General features: G+C 45.3%; 17 protein-coding genes. 9 read left to right on the top strand and 8 right to left on the bottom strand.

The window, feature by feature from the left end:
* Positions 1-67: 67 nt before the first annotated feature.
* The gene (locus ACXAGQ_RS18700) at positions 68-589 is read right to left on the bottom strand and encodes a DUF4136 domain-containing protein (protein WP_475255864.1); all 522 of its coding nucleotides are present in this window, start codon (positions 587-589) and stop codon (positions 68-70) included.
* Positions 590-1062: 473 nt separating this feature from the next.
* Here ACXAGQ_RS18700 and ACXAGQ_RS18695 point away from each other — a divergent pair, with 473 nt between their 5' ends.
* From ACXAGQ_RS18695 to ACXAGQ_RS18680, 4 genes are all read left to right on the top strand, one after another.
* Positions 1063-1554, top strand: coding sequence for a hypothetical protein (locus ACXAGQ_RS18695; RefSeq protein WP_475255863.1), 492 nt, complete (start codon positions 1063-1065; stop codon positions 1552-1554).
* 77 nt (positions 1555-1631) lie between these two features.
* Complete coding sequence (locus ACXAGQ_RS18690) at positions 1632-2438, top strand: crotonase/enoyl-CoA hydratase family protein (RefSeq protein WP_475255862.1); 807 nt, start codon at positions 1632-1634, stop codon at positions 2436-2438.
* Positions 2439-2495: 57 nt separating this feature from the next.
* Positions 2496-3065 (top strand): rhomboid family intramembrane serine protease, encoded by a 570-nt coding sequence (locus tag ACXAGQ_RS18685; RefSeq protein WP_475255860.1) that lies wholly within the window; start codon positions 2496-2498, stop codon positions 3063-3065.
* Positions 3065-3403 (top strand): DUF1840 domain-containing protein, encoded by a 339-nt coding sequence (locus ACXAGQ_RS18680; RefSeq protein WP_475255858.1) that lies wholly within the window; start codon positions 3065-3067, stop codon positions 3401-3403. The genes ACXAGQ_RS18685 and ACXAGQ_RS18680 overlap by 1 nt, the downstream gene beginning before the upstream one ends.
* Before the next feature lie 18 nt (positions 3404-3421).
* Here the strand turns inward: ACXAGQ_RS18680 and ACXAGQ_RS18675 are convergent, their stop codons facing one another.
* The 4 genes from ACXAGQ_RS18675 to ACXAGQ_RS18660 all read right to left on the bottom strand — a co-directional run bounded on the left by ACXAGQ_RS18675 (position 3422) and on the right by ACXAGQ_RS18660 (position 8822).
* Positions 3422-4063 carry a DJ-1/PfpI family protein gene (locus tag ACXAGQ_RS18675; protein WP_475255857.1) on the bottom strand — a complete coding sequence of 214 codons (642 nt, stop codon included), beginning with the start codon at positions 4061-4063 and terminating at the stop codon, positions 3422-3424.
* 175 nt (positions 4064-4238) lie between these two features.
* Positions 4239-6149 (bottom strand): bifunctional metallophosphatase/5'-nucleotidase, encoded by a 1911-nt coding sequence (locus ACXAGQ_RS18670; RefSeq protein WP_475255855.1) that lies wholly within the window; start codon positions 6147-6149, stop codon positions 4239-4241.
* A gap of 201 nt (positions 6150-6350) precedes the next feature.
* A complete protein-coding gene (locus tag ACXAGQ_RS18665; protein ID WP_475255853.1) occupies positions 6351-7439 on the bottom strand; it encodes an endonuclease/exonuclease/phosphatase family protein in 1089 nt (362 codons plus the stop codon).
* 114 nt (positions 7440-7553) lie between these two features.
* Positions 7554-8822 carry an O-acetylhomoserine aminocarboxypropyltransferase/cysteine synthase family protein gene (locus ACXAGQ_RS18660; RefSeq protein WP_475255851.1) on the bottom strand — a complete coding sequence of 423 codons (1269 nt, stop codon included), beginning with the start codon at positions 8820-8822 and terminating at the stop codon, positions 7554-7556.
* Positions 8823-9033: 211 nt separating this feature from the next.
* Here ACXAGQ_RS18660 and ACXAGQ_RS18655 point away from each other — a divergent pair, with 211 nt between their 5' ends.
* Complete coding sequence (locus ACXAGQ_RS18655) at positions 9034-10278, top strand: anaerobic sulfatase maturase (RefSeq protein ID WP_475255849.1); 1245 nt, start codon at positions 9034-9036, stop codon at positions 10276-10278.
* Between the two features lie 14 nt (positions 10279-10292).
* Positions 10293-11789 carry a sulfatase family protein gene (locus tag ACXAGQ_RS18650; protein ID WP_475255847.1) on the top strand — a complete coding sequence of 499 codons (1497 nt, stop codon included), beginning with the start codon at positions 10293-10295 and terminating at the stop codon, positions 11787-11789.
* Between the two features lie 61 nt (positions 11790-11850).
* Here the strand turns inward: ACXAGQ_RS18650 and ACXAGQ_RS18645 are convergent, their stop codons facing one another.
* Positions 11851-12522, bottom strand: coding sequence for a Crp/Fnr family transcriptional regulator (locus ACXAGQ_RS18645; RefSeq protein ID WP_475255846.1), 672 nt, complete (start codon positions 12520-12522; stop codon positions 11851-11853).
* A 263-nt stretch (positions 12523-12785) separates the two neighbouring features.
* Here ACXAGQ_RS18645 and ACXAGQ_RS18640 point away from each other — a divergent pair, with 263 nt between their 5' ends.
* Positions 12786-14405 (top strand): peptide ABC transporter substrate-binding protein, encoded by a 1620-nt coding sequence (locus ACXAGQ_RS18640; protein ID WP_475255844.1) that lies wholly within the window; start codon positions 12786-12788, stop codon positions 14403-14405.
* 154 nt (positions 14406-14559) lie between these two features.
* Here ACXAGQ_RS18640 and rodA read toward each other — a convergent pair whose 3' ends face one another.
* Both rodA and ACXAGQ_RS18630 read right to left on the bottom strand, forming a co-directional pair.
* Positions 14560-15642 (bottom strand): rod shape-determining protein RodA, encoded by a 1083-nt coding sequence (gene rodA / locus ACXAGQ_RS18635; RefSeq protein WP_475255843.1) that lies wholly within the window; start codon positions 15640-15642, stop codon positions 14560-14562.
* Between the two features lie 96 nt (positions 15643-15738).
* Complete coding sequence (locus ACXAGQ_RS18630; protein ID WP_475255842.1) at positions 15739-16188, bottom strand: hypothetical protein; 450 nt, start codon at positions 16186-16188, stop codon at positions 15739-15741.
* A gap of 209 nt (positions 16189-16397) precedes the next feature.
* Between ACXAGQ_RS18630 and ACXAGQ_RS18625 the strand changes: the two genes are divergently transcribed.
* Both ACXAGQ_RS18625 and ACXAGQ_RS18620 read left to right on the top strand, forming a co-directional pair.
* The gene (locus tag ACXAGQ_RS18625; protein WP_475255841.1) at positions 16398-16871 is read left to right on the top strand and encodes an outer membrane lipoprotein; all 474 of its coding nucleotides are present in this window, start codon (positions 16398-16400) and stop codon (positions 16869-16871) included.
* A gap of 135 nt (positions 16872-17006) precedes the next feature.
* Positions 17007-17669 (top strand): alpha/beta hydrolase, encoded by a 663-nt coding sequence (locus ACXAGQ_RS18620; protein ID WP_475255839.1) that lies wholly within the window; start codon positions 17007-17009, stop codon positions 17667-17669.
* Positions 17670-17702: the final 33 nt, after the last annotated feature.

Below are 17702 nucleotides of genomic sequence, written 5' to 3'. Positions count from 1 at the left end.
ATATAGTACAAAAAATAAGACATTGCATTTTTTAGCACTTTTTTAATTGCACTTTATTTATATAAGGTTATTGGTAGGGGGGGTATTCTTTAAACATTTCATTGATTTGATTATCGATGAAAGTCTTGCGGGATGAGGGGGTCATAGTTTCTGTTAGACGGCGTTGTGAGGTTGAACGCCAAACAACACTATTTGTTTTTGAATCAATAAGTTCTACGATTATTTTACCGTACCGGTATTCTCTAATTTGTGTAGGCGTTGAATAGGCTACGCCAAAACTTCTATATCCGTAGCCCAAACCAAATGATGTGCCATAGGATTTGAAATCACTCTGTTCAACAATTGAGTGTCTAACAAATAAGTCAGGTTCTTTTTTCACTGGGGTGAGACCTTTCGTGTACAGTTGGGTAGCAATCGCTTCCTCAATTCTTTTTCCATCTAACGTCGTTGCCTGTGTTGTAGAGAAAGTTGAAAAGTCATAGGTTTTGTAATTTGAATAATTAACAGAACTATTAAAATCAGTTACCACATCTTTGGTGCAGCTGATAATAAATACTATAAAGAATAATATTATTAAATGCTTAGTCATACCCATACCTATTAAGGAGTATATATTTTAGCTGTGGAAATTTATGAGTATCACAGTGTTTCCTCACCAACAATAAAACCGTCATTGAACTCGATGGAAATAGGTGAGGCTTTCTGGAGTCTTTCATGGATCTGCAAGCTGTGGGGAAACTGACAATAAATCTCGAATTCTTTATGCAATCCATTGTCTAGAAAAGCATCCAATACTTCTGTGGTATCAGCGATTAACAGTCTTGAATGAGGTTCCAAATACATATCTGACTCACATCACACTTTGGCTTGTAGTCATTAAAGCATAGCCTAGCAAAGTGCTTTTGCTCATTGCAGAGATCGTTAACAAATGAGTTAGAGGTAAAAGCAAAACATCACTATGCTTATAAATAGTGCGAAAAAGCGTAAGCTACTGACAACTAACACTTCACGCTGCTCAGTATATTAATGTTATCAGTTGTTCATCAGTGACAAGGTGAGTAAATGGGGAAAACAGGTCTAGTTGTAATGAGCTGCATATTAATGAGTGCCTGCACTAGCAAGCATTACTCAAAACCTGCCGTCGATGAAAGCAAAGACATTGCTAGTCTGTCAGCTCAGTATGTGAATGCCACACGTGGTGGCGGCTGGGATTTCACCTCACTTTTCCCAGGTAAGATTTATCATCCCCGTGACGGTTATATTCAATACAACCGCTTGTGGTGTTTGGATGAAGGAAAGGGTTCAATTGAAGATTTTCAGCGTTTTATGGCCGATGTGTGTGTGAGTAAAGGCGGGACGATGGACGCTGACTGGTGCATCTCGGGTAGCCATACCTATCCACTTTTTAAAGCTTTAATTGAGCCGACAGGAACAACGTGCACTGGCGGCGATGTAGCCGCGAGTGTTGAGACGATTGAGCCTATTTCTTCTTCGACGGCATCTGAATGGCGGCTCTTCGCAGAGAAAAAGGGATTCGAGCCGCCACAAAGATGAAAACCCAATGCGGTGATTTGTTGATTTTGTGTTAATGTTCATGGTGTAACTGGACAGACCAGAAGAAAGGAGTGCTTATGTCGTGGACCAGGTTGCTTGTAGAAGAAGTGGATGGTGTGGTTACCGTTGTATTGAACAGGCCAGATAAATGCAATGCGCTGGATATGGCTTTGTTCAAAGAATTGGACGAAGTGAGCCGGCAGCTTCGAAAACGCAAGGATGTGAGAGCGGTGATCGTTCGGGGCGCCGGTGGCAATTTTAGCAGCGGCCTTGATGTCAAAAGTGTGGTGACATCGCGCTCCAACGCACTATCTTTGCTTGCTAAATGGTTACCGGGCAATGCCAACATGGCTCAGCGAGTCTCTCGTAATTGGCGTAAGATCCCATGCCCCGTGATCGCTGTCATTGAAGGTAAATGCTGGGGCGGGGGAATGCAAATTGTGTTGGGGGCAGATTTTCGAATTGCCTCGCCGGAGGCAGAGTTGTCCATTATGGAGATTCGTTGGGGCTTGATGCCAGATATGGCTGGTTTGATGTCGTTGCGTGAAGTCGTGCCAAGAGATGTGGCGATGCGGTTGACCATGACAGGTGAAATACTCTCTGCTGAAGAAGCTAACGGACTGAATTTGGTCAGTGAAGTGGCGGAAGAGCCTATGGTGCATGCCCAAACGTTATGCCAATCAATCAGCAATGGCTCCCCGGATGCCATTGCTGCAATCAAGTTAACGATGAACCGTTGCTGGCACAGCTCTGACCGCCGCCTACTTGCTACTGAAACGATGAATCAGATCAGGTTGATTCTCGGCAAGAACTTTCATATAGCGGGCAAGCGCCAACGTAAGAAAGTTGATGTCGATTACAAACCTAGACAGTCATTTTGGTAGAAAAGCCGTTATGGGGGATGATTGTTTTAAACTAATCTTTTCCGATGGTTACTGAGAATGAAGCTGGATCAGAAAGACAAAGACTCTTTTAAGTTCATTGCAACAGTCGTCGTGCTGGTTACTGTTGTGCATGTCGCGAATGTTATGACCGCCGGTTATCTTTCGGATTTCGGCTTGTTACCCCGTCACTTTTCCGGGTTCACCGGGATCATCGCTTACCCGTTTCTCCATGGTTCTTGGGGGCATTTGATCAGCAATATCCTCTCTTTTTCTGTGTTGGCTTTTCTCCTTTCCCGCACGGGGCTAGCCCGGTTAATTGCGATTTTTATGATTAGCTGGGTCGGCAGCGGAGTCGGTGTGTGGATTTTTGGCCGTATGCATTACCACATAGGGTTGAGTGGGGTTATTTACGGCCTTTGGGCCTATTTACTGATGTATGCCATTATGTACCGCAGCATCAAATCGATAGCGATTGCGATTTTGGTGATGTTTTTCTATGGCTCGATGGTTTGGGGTTTCTTACCCACTCGTGAATGGATAAGTTATGAAAGCCATTTATTCGGTGCTATTTCTGGCGGAATAGCAGGTTACCTCTATGCCCGTCGAGATAAGAAGAGGAGTGATTAATGCTAGTGACTTTCAAGTGCAAGGTTCACGCAAATGTTGTTATGTTTGGCGATGTCGCTAAGCAATTGCTTAAGTTGATGGGGCATTGTGAGAGCATCCCAGGCGCCATTGATCCGCAAGATATTGATGATGCGCTTTCAAAACTTGTAGCAGAAATACAGATGCTACGTCAGTTGGAGCTACAAGCTGCCGATGAAGAAGCTGTTGATGTCGATGATGTTGCTGACTTAGATATGGAGCCTGTCGTTAGCCTCCATAATCGGGCTACGCCACTGATTGAAATGTTGCAAGCCGCTAAACAGGCAGATTGTCATGTTATGTGGGAGGAAGGTTGTTAATCTTTTCTCACTCAAGCCTTATTCAACAATGTGAAGAGGCGCGAAAGGATCATCGTCTGGATCATGAATCCAAAGGTATTCCATTGTTATTGCAAGCTTGCGTGCCGCCTCTTCGTTGAGGAATTCTGCGATAACAGCCATGAGCATGTCTAGACACGCGGTGTTACCCGATGAGGTAAATATCCGTTTGTCTCGTGTCCAGCGGGCAACGGGGTTCCACTTAACTTGGTGACCGAACGCGGTTGCCCAATGATAGTGTTGCTTATTGGTCGTAGCATCATGCTTTTCAAGAAGTCCTGCTTGTGCAAGCAAAACAGCCCCTAAGCAAGAAGTGCAAATGAGAGTGTCATGTCGGTTTTGTTTGGTCAGCCAATGAATGAGATTCTGGTTGAGGAGGGCGTTTTCGACGCCGGTGCCGCCGGGAACAAACAGAATGTCATAGGCCATAAGTGCTTGATAGGTTAAATCAGTGTTTAATACGATTCCTTGTTGGCTGGCCACGGCCTCGCCGTTCTCTGATGTCAGCAAAATCTCGAATTTTTCGGGCAGCCCATGAAAAAGTGCAATGGCAGCCGATACCTGAAGTAAATCAAACCCTTCAAATAAAACGATTGCTAACGTAAAGCGTGATGGTACGGCTGGTTGCTGGTGCTCTGACATAAATTTCTACGTAATGCTGGTTACCTTAAATAAGCGTAGCTTCGAGAACCGCCAGAAGGGATCGCAAATTTGCGCTTTTGGTAATATTTTGCTCATCAATAAAGCCCCTCGAAAGAGGGGCTGTCGTAGGGGGGATGCTGTCAGAATGGTAGCTTTGAATGAAATAGCCTGACTGTTAAACGTTATTCAGTGCTTGGGCAATGGCGATATTACGCTCAATCTCTTTTGCCTCATGTTCATTGACATCACCTTGAAGCAACTGCTGCTGCGCTTTGACGTATGCTGCTGCCTGCTTGTATGAGTTGAACATTAAGTCTTTGACATTAATAGAGGCAATGTTTGTGTAGCGACCATCTTCACTGGTTGGTACAGATATCTTGCCTTCGTTAATTAGTGTCTTAACGATTTCACGCTGTTTTTCATAACCTTCAAGGCCGGACAGTTTCCAACGGTGCATTGGCTTGCCTTCGTACTTGCCGTGCTTCACTTCAGTCAAGTAGCGAATAGTCAGGTTACGGATTGTGCCGTCTTCTTCACCGTATTCCGCTTCGGTATCGAATAGTACTGGGTAGGACTTACCTTCCAGTACGCCTCCAGCTTTTGTCAGGTGCCCCATACGGTAGCTGTTCATCCCTAAACGGATAGGGGTTGTATCGGTAACCGCTGTACCGTCCGCAAATTGCAGATCAGTAATTCTTTGGCCTTGTGGTTGCGTTAGGTCGATGGTGTAAGTCACACCGGCAAAGAAGTCGTTGGTGGAGTACTTTGAGGCACGGCGATCTGGGTTGAAGCTATATGTCACATCACCCGGAGTGACGCTGTTAAAGTAGCCAGCAGACCATTCCATGTAGGTTTTTAGATCTTTACCTGTCATTTCATAGACAGTGATCTCGCCACCTGCATACTGGTAGTTGTAGGCAATATCTTTGGCTTTGATCTTACCAACATTCAGCTCAGCCTTGTCATTATCAATTTGCAGCGCAATGACATTGGCTTTTGGCGCATAATACATGCTGGCTTCTTGGAATAGGGTACTGATACCTGTGTCTTGGATATGTACCTGCGGGATCCCCTTGATCTCATTTTGTGGAACAAGATCGACACCTGTGAGTTCAGCGACTACGCGATTCGCTTGTTCACGAAGTCTTTTGTGATATGGCGAGTACAGCTCGTCCATTTTGTCATCAGAGTCGATGCCGTTGATTTTGTAGGTAAAGCTGTCTTTGTTCACCAAGGTGTATTGACCATTTTTCTCTTCGAACTGAAGGTCGATGCGAGAAAGGGCGCGGCCATATTTATCTGGCTCAGTGATAATTACGCCATTGACAACGGCTTTGTCGATACGAGTATGCATGTGGCCGGCAACAATGGCATCCAGCTCTGGATTGTCGTTGGCGATATCGGTGACACCGGTTGCTTCGATGTTGTTTTCGTTATCCAGACCCATATGGGCAACAAGCACGATAGCGTCAACTTTATCGTCTATTTGCTTAATGACTTTCTTCACCTCCAATGAAGGATTGGTGAAAGTCATGCCTTCCAGCCGGTTTGTCCCTTCAGCAAACACTTGCGTCATTGGGGTATCCATGCCGATAACACCAATTTTGATACCTTGTCGCTCAATGATGGTATGGGAAGGAAGGAAAGGGTTGCCATCCTTGCGCTTGATGTTGCCACCCAGAGAGGTGCCTTCAAACTGCGTAAGGGAGCGGTTTAACACCTTTAGGCCAAAGTCGAATTCATGATTACCCAGTACCCAAACATCGTAGTTCATCTCATTGAAGCCGAGCATCATCGGGTCGACTGGTTCATCTTTGAACGTTTCTACAAAGTTACCCTGAATGGTATCACCGGCATCGACCAAAATAACATTGTCGGCTTGGCCGCGAACCTCTTTTACTTTAGTGGCTATTTGGCTCAGGCTACCACGGGTATTGGATTTGTCACTGGCGTAATCCCACGCCATGAAATGTCCGTGAATGTCAGACGTACCGAGGATAGTGACATCAACAATATCGCCGTCTGCTGCGAATGAGTGGCCGCTTAGTGCCAAAAGAATGGTCGAGGCTAATAAATGTTTTTTCATGTTAACTTATGATTTTTATGAATAAAGTAGCGTAATACTAAAGGTTTATCGTTTTCGTTTTTGCAGTATTGATCACTTTATTGCTTGTTGAATGTATTTGTTTGCATGCCATTGTGAGGAGTGTCTTACATTTTGTTGTGTGATTAAGCGAAATGGGCAGCTTTAAGCCAGCCGTATAAAGTCTTGGGTTTAGATAAAGAGTTATTGCCTTATACGTAGGCTGATCATCACAACAGCATGGTCGGTACTGTGGCTATCAAGCGCATAGGACGGATTGATGAGGTGACGATCGTAGATATGGTAATCATAAACTTCAGCCAGGCTTTCGTTGAAGCCAGGGTCGAATTCACCACTTAGCAAGATATAGTCAAGCACCATGCCTTTTGCTCCATAGTAGAAGGTATACGGCGCAGGATGCTTATGAAAGTCTGCAGCGGCGCGTTTACTGAATTCACGGTGGCACAGGCTGGCTTGAAACAGTGCCCAGCTGTGCTGAAGCCGGAAGCGCTGGGATATAGCGTTCGATAAGGCATCATTTTTCTGGCGACCACCATCTGCAAGTAAATGATGTAACACACTGGACTCTAGCTCGTCATTGAAATCTCCCATTAAAATAGCAGGTACACCCGACTTCATTTTTTGTGTCCAGATTGCATTGATAAGCTGAGCCGCTTCTGCACTTCGCTGTTGGGTTGAAGCCCACTGGCCTAGGATCTCAGCACGTAAATTGTCAGCCGCTATTTCAGAGTGAGATGCCGTATCGACATTAATTTGACTAAACCCTTCATCAGTAATGGGCCTTTTCGATTTGAAATGCACGACGTAGAAATCACAAGCCCCTAATTGTGGGAGCTGAATCGTTGCTCTAAGCGGTTTGCGGCTAAAGGAAAAGTGATCACTGATACCTAGCGGGCTATTGAGACTGGTGTCTTCTTCTACAGCGTCAAAGTCTGTTATCGGAAAGCGTGAAGCAACCGCGACAACAGGGCTATCGTAGATAAAGTCGCCTGTCACGTTCGGCTTGTCGATGACTGCGAAATAGGGGTAGCCTGACTCTTCTGTCAGTTGCTGTAATGACTCGGATGAGAACACTTCCTGAAACCCAACAACATCAGGTTGTTGTTCAACCAAATAAGTACGAATCCAGCTTTGCTTTTTTTCCCATTGCTCCTGCGAGTAGATGTTCTCAAAATCATAAAAAGCATCAGGTGGAGCGAGGTAATTACATAAATTGAAGGTGGCTATCTTGATGAAGTTTTGGGTCTGGTGGCTCTCGGTGGAATACGGCAAACAGCTATCCAAATATTCGGTGATCCTGTAAATAGGATAGGGCTAAACATGCAAAAACAAAACGGAAATTGAAGTTTAGCCCTGATCCAGCGAAAACACCGACTTGATTGGATATTATGCGTTCAACGCTTGTTCCAAATCTTCAATAATATCGTCGATGTGTTCAATACCGACAGAAAGACGAATCATCTCAGGGCTGACACCCGCTTGAGCCTGTTCGGTTTCACTCAACTGTCGGTGTGTCGTTGAGGCGGGGTGGCAAGCTAGAGACTTCGCGTCACCTATGTTGACCAGCCGCTTGAAGATGTTCAGTGCATCATAGAAACGTACACCAGCATCATAACCGTCTTTCAATCCAAATGAGAGAATTGCTGATGGCTTGCCTTTCATGTACTTCTCAGCCAGTGGGTAGTATGGCGAATCAGATAAACCGGCATAGCTCACCCAGCTCACTTTATCATGCTGTTTCAGGTACTCGGCAACTTTCAGTGCATTCTCGGTATGGCGTTCCATGCGAAGTGGCAGTGTCTCTAGCCCTTGTAGCAACATAAAAGCATTCATTGGTGAGAGTGCTGAGCCAGTGTTACGCAGGGGAACAGTACGTGCACGTCCTATAAAGGCAGCTTCGCCAAATGCTTCGGTATAAACCACACCATGGTAAGAGGCTTCTGGCTGGTTGAAGACTGGGAAACGATCTTTGAACTTAGCCCAAGGGAATTGACCTGAGTCGATGATCATGCCACCAAGGGTTGTCCCGTGGCCACCGACATATTTGGTTAGTGAGTGAACCACAATATCAGCGCCGAACTCAATCGGTTTGCACAGTGCTGGGGTAGCGACTGTGTTATCGACAATAACAGGAACGCCTTGCTGGTGGGCAAGCTCTGCGATTTTCTCCAAATCGATAATATTACCCGCTGGGTTACCGATGCTCTCACAGTAAACCGCTTTGGTTTTTTCGTCGATTAGGGCTGCTAGGCTCTCAGGCTTATCATCTGGTGCAAAACGAACTTCAATGCCTTGCTTAGGTAGCATATGGGCGAATAAGGTGTAAGTCCCGCCATATAGCTGAGGGGTAGAGATAATATTATCGCCTGCTTCGGCCAAGGTTTGGACGGCATAGTTGATAGCTGCGCTACCTGCACTGACGGCTAACCCCGCAATTCCACCTTCCAACGCAGCCATCCGCTTTTCTAGTACATCGTTGGTTGGGTTCATAATACGGGTATAGATGTTGCCCGGGACTTCCAAGTTAAAAAGATCAGCACCATGCTGGGCATCATCAAACTCATAGGCCACCGTTTGGTAAATCGGCGTGGCAACAGACTTCGTTGTAGGGCAGGTTTCGTATCCACTGTGTATGGAGATCGTTTCGTCTTTCATTTTGCTTTTCTTCCTTGATCAATGACGGAGCAATTAAAAAAGTATGGCAAATGTTTAATTACTTTACAGTGAAGCAAAACATTAAAAGGAAAAAAGTCGCCGATAATCACAGAATAAAAAGAGAAGCACTGTTTTGGACAAATGTCCTATTTCTTCATTTTGAACTTGCCTAACATCCGCACGCAAACGATTAAACACGCTGGTGGCGCGGATGAATGTACAAACTTGGAACCCTTCTGGCTGTCATGTCATGGCAAAACCGACAGGCTCAAAATGCAATATTGATTGCTCGTATTGCTTCTATTTAGAAAAAGAAAAACTTTACCCTGAGCGCGGTGAAGACTGGATGATGGGAGAAGTAACCTTAGATGCATATATCCAGCAGCAGATAAATGCCCAAAGCGGTAATGAAGTCGTCTTCGCTTGGCAAGGTGGTGAACCCACTTTACGTGGCCTGGCTTTTTTTAAGCAAGCGGTACTGTTACAGCAAGAATACGGTAAGAATAAAAAGATCATTAATACGTTTCAAACCAACGGTATATTGATTGATGAAAAATGGTGTGCTTTTTTTAAGCAGCATGATTTTCTGATCGGTATTTCCATTGATGGTCCATCTGAACTCCATGATGTTTATCGGAAAAGCCGTTCTGGAAAACCCACCCACGCTAAAGTCGAAGCCGCCATCTTGTTGTTTAAACAGTACAAGATTGAATTTAATACTTTAACGGTGGTGAGCAAAGCGAATGTTCACCAAGCCCTCACAGTTTATCGCTACCTGAAGCAGCTAGGCAGCCAGCACATGCAATTTATCCCCTTGGTTGAAAGGAACGCGACTGAACGTACAGCCAATGGATTAACTTTGATTAACCCTGAAAGCAAAGTGGCTGGTGAGCTTTGTGAGTGGTCTGTTGAACCCACAGCTTTCGGTGAGTTTCTTATTCAAGTCTTCCATGAGTGGGTAAGGGTAGATATTGGCAATATCTATATTCAGATGTTTGAAAATACTTTTGCGCTGACGTGCGATCAACCGGCGCAGATTTGTGTGTTTTCACCCCAGTGTGGCAGTGCTTTTGCCCTTGAAGCCAATGGTGATGTGTATAGTTGCGATCACTACGTATACCCCGAATACAAACTGGGGAACATACACGAATCAACAATCAAGCAAATGAATAACTGCGAGAGCAATCGACTGTTTGGTTTAGCTAAATCGGACACTTTGTCTGCCGACTGTCGCCGCTGTGAATTTCGTTCTCTTTGTCATGGTGGTTGTCCTAAACATCGCTTTGCTCTTTCGTCATCCGGCAAGCCGGATCAAAATTATTTATGCCCAGGCTATAAAGCCTTTTTCCGGTATTCCTCCCCGTATATGGCGCTAATGAAAAAGCTGTATCTGAATCAGTATCCGCCTGCGGCAATTAAGCAAATTATCCAAAAGAAAGAATCTCAACAGCAGTAAATGGAGTACGTACCATGTTTAAACTAAGTGCCATTGCCAAAGGGTGTGCATTGGCGGCGTTGTCTTGCTCACCTTTTGTGCAAGCAACCGAAACTGTGAGTACCAATGAGCAGCCAAATATTATTGTGATTATGGCGGATGATCTAGGTCAGTGGGCAACCAGCTTTCGCAACCAAGACATTATCGAAACCCCTAACCTAGATTACTTGGCAGAGAATGGTGTTCGTTTTGAGAACGGGATGACACCCGCTCCGGTCAGTTCAGCGGCTCGTGCCTCGTTTCATACTGGAAAAATGCCGTCGCAGCATGGGGTGTATGACTTCTTGGCCGAAGACCCGAAATTCGATGCTGACTGGCTTGACGGAGAAAAGCTTCTTTCTGAGCGAATGAAAGACGAGGGTTACCGTACAGCCCTGATGGGTAAGTGGCATGCCACAACTGACAGCAAAGATCCTATTAGAGGGTTTGACCGTTGGTTGAGCTATGACGCACTAGAAGCGGGCTGGAAAAATCAATATTTGCATTCTGGGACGGTACTGTTTTCTAGCGATGGCGAAAACATGGAGTACACAGGAATTCAAGCGCAGTTCTTAACAGATGAAACGCTGAAGTTTATCGATCAGGACAGTGAGCAACCCTTCTTTGTGAGCCTAAACTATGTTGAGCCTCATTTTCCGTTCGAAGGACTTCCAGAGCGTTTGGTAACCAAATACCGCGGCATTGCACATAAGGTCGTGGCATTTGGTGGAAACTCTGTGCTCGAGCATATGAGCGACTTTACTTTGGTTCCGGATGACCACGAGGAGCAATTAGCCCAATATTTAGCTGCTGTAACACTGTTAGACGATCAACTTGGTAAGTTGATTGATGGTCTTGAAGGGCGTGATTTGCTTGATAATACGGTCATTGCATTCGTTTCTGATCATGGCTTGTTGATGGGGCAGCATGGATTGTATGGTAAGGTAAATGCATCTTTCCCATACAATTATTACGAAGAGACAGTCCGCATACCGTTTGTTGTATCTGGCCCTGAAAAGTATGTGAGGCCAAAACAAGTACGTGGTGAGTTTGTGGATTTGATTGATCTTCATGCAACCGTGCTGGATTTAGCTGCAGGCGAGAAGCAGATTTATGACGCTAGCTATGGGCCAGGCAAGACATTGCTGCCAATGCTTAAAGGTGAGCGTGTAAGAAATTGGCGTGAATACCAATTTGCAGAACGTGGTAATTCGAGAATGATCTCTAATGGCCATTGGAAGCTAATTCGCTATTACCCGAACCCGGAAGTGAATAAAGAGCCAGAAGATCATTGGTACGACCTAAGCAACCCGATGGGAGAGCGTTACTTGTCAGAGCCACCGCGTGAAGAGTTACGCGTGAAGATGATTGCTGATCTGGATGCATTCTTCGAACAGTACTCAAGCGATGAATATAATGGCTTGAAGATGTGGGAGCAGGCTTACCCGAATTTCACAACGGAAAAGATGCTCAAGCACGAGCGCTGGAATTAATTGATTTATAACTAAGTACTTAATAGCCGACCGAGAAGTAATTGTTCAACCTTCCAGTCGGCTATTTGTCAATTTCCATTTCTAAAATTTCTTCCAGTAGCTCACGGTGGGTGACTTGAATATAGTTTCTGCCTACCTCAATAGCACCATCAACTTGCAGTTGTTTGATAATACGGTTGTACACGCGAATGCTAGTGCCTAACCGTTCAGATTCCAGCGTCTTATTGATATAGAGTTTTTCACCCGGTTGCTGTTCGTCAAAAGACAGTAGCTCGTCAATCACACAGAATTTAATGGTATGAAGGATATTTCGGGTCATCTTTTCAACAGACAAATACCATTTCGATGTAATGTGCTTAAAGACAAATTTGGCCAGCTCAGGTGTTTGATAAATTAGCTGGGTAAACTGTTTAGTATCAAGAAGGTAACCTGTACACATGCTATTTGCACAGACAGTGTAGAAGCATTTTTTTTCGGAAAAAAGCTCCATCAATCCTATAAAGCCATTGTGTTTATAGGTACCTAGCTGAAAGCGTCGCCCATGTACAGTTTGGCGATGCAAAGAGATTTCACCATCCAAAATAAACAATAACTGCTCGACTTGCTGCCCCTGAGTCAGAAGTATTTGGTTTTTCTCAAAGCGAACAGGTTTGAGGCTGATACTGCCTTGATGACGGCTCAGATAATCAATCAAAGTTTTGGTGTCGTAAACATCTTCAGAAGTAACTAACATAGTGATTAGCCGTATGTTGAATAGCCATTATGATAAATTTCAGAAAAGTATACTGTAAACTAATCACTTTTTAGTATTCATTTTTGTCTTTCATATAACATAGCAACGATTATTCCAAGTTTTCATATCAAGCAATTTCCTTATTGATTTGAATGACAATATAGCGTTCTATTTATAGGTCACTCTGACAACAGGAAGTCATAAGCCTCATAAGTGTCATCAATGAACTTGGCTATGTATTAATATAAAAGGACTTAGTAGTAGTGAAAAAATACGTTCTTTCTGCAGCGATCAGTGCTGCCCTTGCTTTTCCCTCTTTTAACCTAATTGCCGCTGATGTAGCAGCAGGTGTAGAACTTGCCCAGAGCCAGCATTTGGTCAGAGCCAATGGCGCAGAACCAAATACGGTAGACCCCGGTTTTGTCAGTTCTGGCAGCCCGGGGGATGTGATCGTCAATGATCTTTTTGAAGGCCTAGTGATCGAGAACCTTAACGGAGAAACTATTCCAGGCCAAGCTGAGTCATGGTCAGTATCTGAAGACGGTAAAACGGTGACATTTGTTTTACGCGATGGTTTGAAATGGTCAGATGGCTCGACTTTGACTGCTGACGATTTTGTCTATGCCTGGCAGCGCGCGGTTGATAGTAAAACGGGCAACAGCACCGGGTTTAACTTTCAAACAGCCAATGTGGTCAATGCTGATGAGATTGTCGCTGGCGATAAGCCTGCCGATGAACTTGGCGTGAAGGCACTAGATCAGCAAACCCTGGTAGTATCACTGACTCGCCCGACACCGTATTTCATCAGTATGATGAGTATAAAAACCTTTTCCCCGGTACCGAAGGCAACAGTCGAAAAGTATGGTGACAACTGGACTCGTGCTGAGAATTTTGTTTCTAACGGTGCATATAAGCTGAAGCAGTGGGTGCCTAATGAAAAAGTAGAGGTGGTAAGGAACAGCCAATACCGTGATGATGATAAAACGGTAATTGAAGGTGTTACCTATCTAGCCTTGTCCTCACAAAATGCTGAGCTAACACGCTACCAAGCCGGTGAAATCCACATGACTAACCGTGTTCAGCTGGAATACTACCAAAAACTTATCAAAGAAAGCCCTGAGCAAATTCAGGCGCTTCGCCTGCTTGGCTCTTATGTCTACGCGTTTAATACCCGTGTGGCTCCTTTCGATAATGCTGATGTACGCCGTGCTCTTAGTATGGTAATCGACCGAGAAATATTGGTTGATAAGATCACCGGCCAAGGGGAGCCAGCAGCTTATGCTGTAGTACCGGATATTATTGCGGGCTATGAAGGGGCAGTGCCATCCTTTAAAGCGGAAGATAGCAAACAGCGACTGGATCAAGCCAAAGCCTTATTGGCAGAAGCAGGCTATGGCCCAAGTAAGCCGCTTACGATCAAGCTGACCTATAACACCAGTGAAAACCACAAGAAAATTGCGTTGGCTATTGCGTCTATGTGGAAGCCTTTGGGGGTGAATGTTCATCTCAATAATATGGAGTGGAACGCGTACTTGTCAGCTAAAACGGCGGGTGATTTTACCTTGGCGCGTTCTTATGCCTTTGGTGATTTTGCTGAGCCGTCATCGGTGCTGGGCAGCTTCCAGTGTGGTCATGTGAGTAACGAGACGGGATTCTGTGACAGTAAATTTGATGATCTGCTTGCGAAGGCAGCTTCTGCTTCAGAGCAAGGCGAGCGCTACGCATTGTATCACCAGGCTGAAGGTATTTTGAATGATGCCGCCCCTGTGATCCCGCTTTATCACTATAACCATACGCGATTGGTAAAAGCTGACTTGAAAGGCTTTCCGGTCAATAACCCTAAGGGCAACATCTACGCCAAGGATATGTATTTTGTGAAGTAAGCAGTGACAGGTGAGATATAGAGAGCAGTAGGGTTATATTTCAAAACGTACTCGCATGGATGGCCCGTGCTGGCGTTCCAGAGTCGGAGCTACATGGATGTATTAATGCGTTTTTGAAATTTGATTCTACTGCTCTTGCATAGATAATGAAGCGTTATTTGCTCTTATACGGCTTATACAAACACAATGACATAATGATACCGAAGCACACGCCTTGGGTGATCATCGCGGTACCGCCATAACTGAAGAAGGGCAGTGGGCTGCCCATTACCGGCAGTACACCGCTTACCATGCCCATATTGATAAACGCATACAAGAAGAAGCTTAATGATAATGCGCCGCTGACCAACCGGTTGAATGGCGACTCGCACTGACAGGCTAGCCAGATCACCCGGCCGGTAATAAACAGGTATAGACCCAGCAATATCAATGTGCCAATGAAACCCCACTCTTCGGCATAGGTAGAAAAGATAAAGTCTGTGTGGCTTTCCGGTATGAAGCCTAGATGTCCCTGAGTGGCATTCGTCCAACCTTTGCCTTTTATTCCTCCTGAACCGATAGCAATTAAAGACTGGATGATCTGATAACCCGCTCCGAGAGGATCTGACTCAGGATCAAGAAACTGGGTCACCCGCTTCTTTTGGTACGCTTCCATAACAAAGAACCACAGCAGAGGAACGGCAGTGGCAATACCGCCGAGAAATGAGCCAATAATTTTCCAGCTCATACCCGCGAAATACAGCACAAAGAGTGCGTAGATAATGGTGAAGATGGCACCGTCAAGGTCGGGCTGGATAAATATCAGACCAGCAGGAATACCTGTTACCAACAAGCACAGGCCAATCTTCTTCAGGTCAGGGCGACCAGCATCGACCACCAATAGCCAGGCAACCATCATTGGGATAGCGACTTTAACCAACTCAGAAGGCTGGAAACGAATAGGGCCAATGGCAAGCCAACGTTGCGAACCATTAGTGCTATCACCCATGACGATGACACCAAGTAATAGAACAACCGCTAAAACATACAGATAAGGGGCGGCATGTTGGTATTTGATCGGTGGAATGGCTGACATAACAACCAAGCTACACAGTGCGATCAATGCGCGAACTAAGTGACGCTCGAGCATCGGTTCACTGAAGCCACTGGCACTCCATACGGTGAGGGAGCCAAGTAAAATCAAAGTGCTGATGGCGATCAGTAAGGGATAATCAATTCTAGGTCTGTAGTTAAGCATAATTTTCTAAATCGTAAGCAATAACAATATGCGCAACATGTATTGCGCACGATGGCTGTTTAATACCAAAAACATCTATGTCGTTGTTTCGATAAGCTAGTGATGCTCAACAATAGTGCGGAATTGGAGGTTGGCTTCTTTCCAGCCACCCAAGCGGTGTTTGGATTTAAATAGCGTGTAAGCACTTAAGGGGATGGCGACAACAGCTATTGCAACCATTATCCATTGTTTGACGATAAGCCGTCTTTCAGACGCTTGCCACCAATGATCAACAGGTACTGTTCTCTGGGAAAGTTCTAGGTGTCTCTGCGACGAAGGCGGGGAGCTGGTGGTTATCCAGCCAATAGGCTCATGTTTGTGCAGTGATGAAAAATACCATTCTTCATCTTCTACCCGTTGCTCGGAGGCTTCAACCACGAGGGTCAGGTGGTAACGGCTGAGCTCAAACCCTGGCTGAAATAAGAAGCTGATATAAGTTGATAGGGATACAAGCGATAACCCAAAGATCAGCATAATGAACTTGGGGAGAGAAAGTGAATGTTTCATTACTTGTATCTAAGCCAAAGCATTTGAGGGCTTTATATCTGATGAGTGCAAACAAGTTATAGCGTTAGTAAAAAAATGCAATTGATTTTTGCAATGCTGGCGCCGGATTGCATTTAGTTGCGGGATATTTATTCAGAATGCCTTGCTAGAGCCTTGTAAAGCTACCGCTATACTTAAGGCAGGATCCTACGTAACAAAAAGGTGTCAGCATGAAGACGTTGTTTTATCCGCTTGTATTGTTGGTTGGTTTATTTGGGCTAGGGATAGCGGGGTGCTCAAGCAACCCATATGGCGATTCTTACGGTGTCGCTGACACAAGAACGATTCAGCAAGTCCGTACTGGCATAATCGTAAGAACCGAACCTGTGACTATTGAAGGGGAAGGCCAAGCAGTTGGAGCCATCGCCGGTGCCGCGGTAGGTGGTATTCTTGGTTCAAAGATCGGCGGTGGTTCAGGCTCTGATATTGCGGCTATCGGTGGTGGTGTACTCGGCGGATATGCCGGTAGTAAAGCCGCAGAAGGGGTAACACGCCGTAACGGTGTCAATTTAACGATTAAGATGGATGACACGGGAGAGACGATAGCTATCGTGCAAGAAGCAAACCCAAACATGATGTTTACGGTAGGGCAGCGAGTCAGGGTTAATGTTGACGGCCGTACCGCACGGGTTGTCCCTGAATAACACATTACTGGCCATTCTAGTTCAAGAGGCAAGGATCAACTTCTCTTCAGCTAGAGTGGCTTTACTGAACCTGTATCTTGAAGTAGCTTGGGTATATACAATAATGAGACCAATCAATTGCAGGATACTCTTTCAATGACGCAAACCCTATCTTTCGTGATTATCGAGCCCGAGGTAACGCCGACAGCAAGTGTTATCTGGCTCCATGGGCTGGGTGCCAATGGCCACGATTTCGAGGCGATAGTCCCTGAGTTACAGCTACCTGATAACGCTCCAATTAGGTTTATATTTCCACATTCGCCTTCTATCCCAGTTACGATTAACGGTGGTATGGTTATGCCGGCTTGGTATGACATTCTCGAGATGGGGGCTGGAAGGAAGCTCAATACGCAGCAGTTACTCGAGTCGGCAAATGCCGTAACAAAGTTGGTAGATCATGAAATAGCTAGCGGTATTCCCAGCGAGCGGATATTGATAGCGGGTTTCTCCCAAGGTGGTGCAGTTGCCTATCAAGTTGCATTAACCTATCCGAAAGCACTGGCAGGGCTTCTCGCACTCTCTACTTATTTTCCTACCGCGGATAATATTGAAGTAAGCAGTGCCAACAAGCAGCTAGGCATAGAAGTAATGCATGGTAGCTATGACCCAGTTGTGCTACCTGCAATGGGAAGGGATGCGCTAGAGGCTCTTGAGAGACTTGGGTTTAAACCAAACTGGCGAGAGTATCCGATGGAACATCAGGTGTGTTACCCACAAATCAAGCATATTTCTGAGTGGCTGCAAGCGATATTGTTATAGTCCACTATTTGTTGCCGGTGTTGTAGAGGTGCC

This window comes from Photobacterium sp. ABD4_091, from assembly GCF_056160145.1.
Note: the sequence above shows the minus strand (reverse complement) of the source record. Positions and strands in the feature narration are given on the sequence as shown.

Excerpts from the sequence above, each read along its gene's own strand:
- ACXAGQ_RS18675 (WP_475255857.1), bottom strand. The coding sequence starts at position 4,063 with ATGTCAGAGCACCAGCAACCAGCCGTACCATCACGCTTTACGTTAGCA.
- ACXAGQ_RS18685 (WP_475255860.1), top strand. The coding sequence starts at position 2,496 with ATGAAGCTGGATCAGAAAGACAAAGACTCTTTTAAGTTCATTGCAACA.
- ACXAGQ_RS18655 (WP_475255849.1), top strand. The coding sequence starts at position 9,034 with ATGAATGTACAAACTTGGAACCCTTCTGGCTGTCATGTCATGGCAAAA.
- rodA (WP_475255843.1), bottom strand. The coding sequence starts at position 15,642 with ATGCTTAACTACAGACCTAGAATTGATTATCCCTTACTGATCGCCATC.
- ACXAGQ_RS18645 (WP_475255846.1), bottom strand. The coding sequence starts at position 12,522 with ATGTTAGTTACTTCTGAAGATGTTTACGACACCAAAACTTTGATTGAT.
- ACXAGQ_RS18680 (WP_475255858.1), top strand. The coding sequence starts at position 3,065 with ATGCTAGTGACTTTCAAGTGCAAGGTTCACGCAAATGTTGTTATGTTT.
- ACXAGQ_RS18625 (WP_475255841.1), top strand. The coding sequence starts at position 16,398 with ATGAAGACGTTGTTTTATCCGCTTGTATTGTTGGTTGGTTTATTTGGG.
- ACXAGQ_RS18695 (WP_475255863.1), top strand. The coding sequence starts at position 1,063 with ATGGGGAAAACAGGTCTAGTTGTAATGAGCTGCATATTAATGAGTGCC.
- ACXAGQ_RS18630 (WP_475255842.1), bottom strand. The coding sequence starts at position 16,188 with ATGAAACATTCACTTTCTCTCCCCAAGTTCATTATGCTGATCTTTGGG.
- ACXAGQ_RS18690 (WP_475255862.1), top strand. The coding sequence starts at position 1,632 with ATGTCGTGGACCAGGTTGCTTGTAGAAGAAGTGGATGGTGTGGTTACC.
- ACXAGQ_RS18650 (WP_475255847.1), top strand. The coding sequence starts at position 10,293 with ATGTTTAAACTAAGTGCCATTGCCAAAGGGTGTGCATTGGCGGCGTTG.
- ACXAGQ_RS18700 (WP_475255864.1), bottom strand. The coding sequence starts at position 589 with ATGACTAAGCATTTAATAATATTATTCTTTATAGTATTTATTATCAGC.
- ACXAGQ_RS18670 (WP_475255855.1), bottom strand. The coding sequence starts at position 6,149 with ATGAAAAAACATTTATTAGCCTCGACCATTCTTTTGGCACTAAGCGGC.
- ACXAGQ_RS18660 (WP_475255851.1), bottom strand. The coding sequence starts at position 8,822 with ATGAAAGACGAAACGATCTCCATACACAGTGGATACGAAACCTGCCCT.
- ACXAGQ_RS18620 (WP_475255839.1), top strand. The coding sequence starts at position 17,007 with ATGACGCAAACCCTATCTTTCGTGATTATCGAGCCCGAGGTAACGCCG.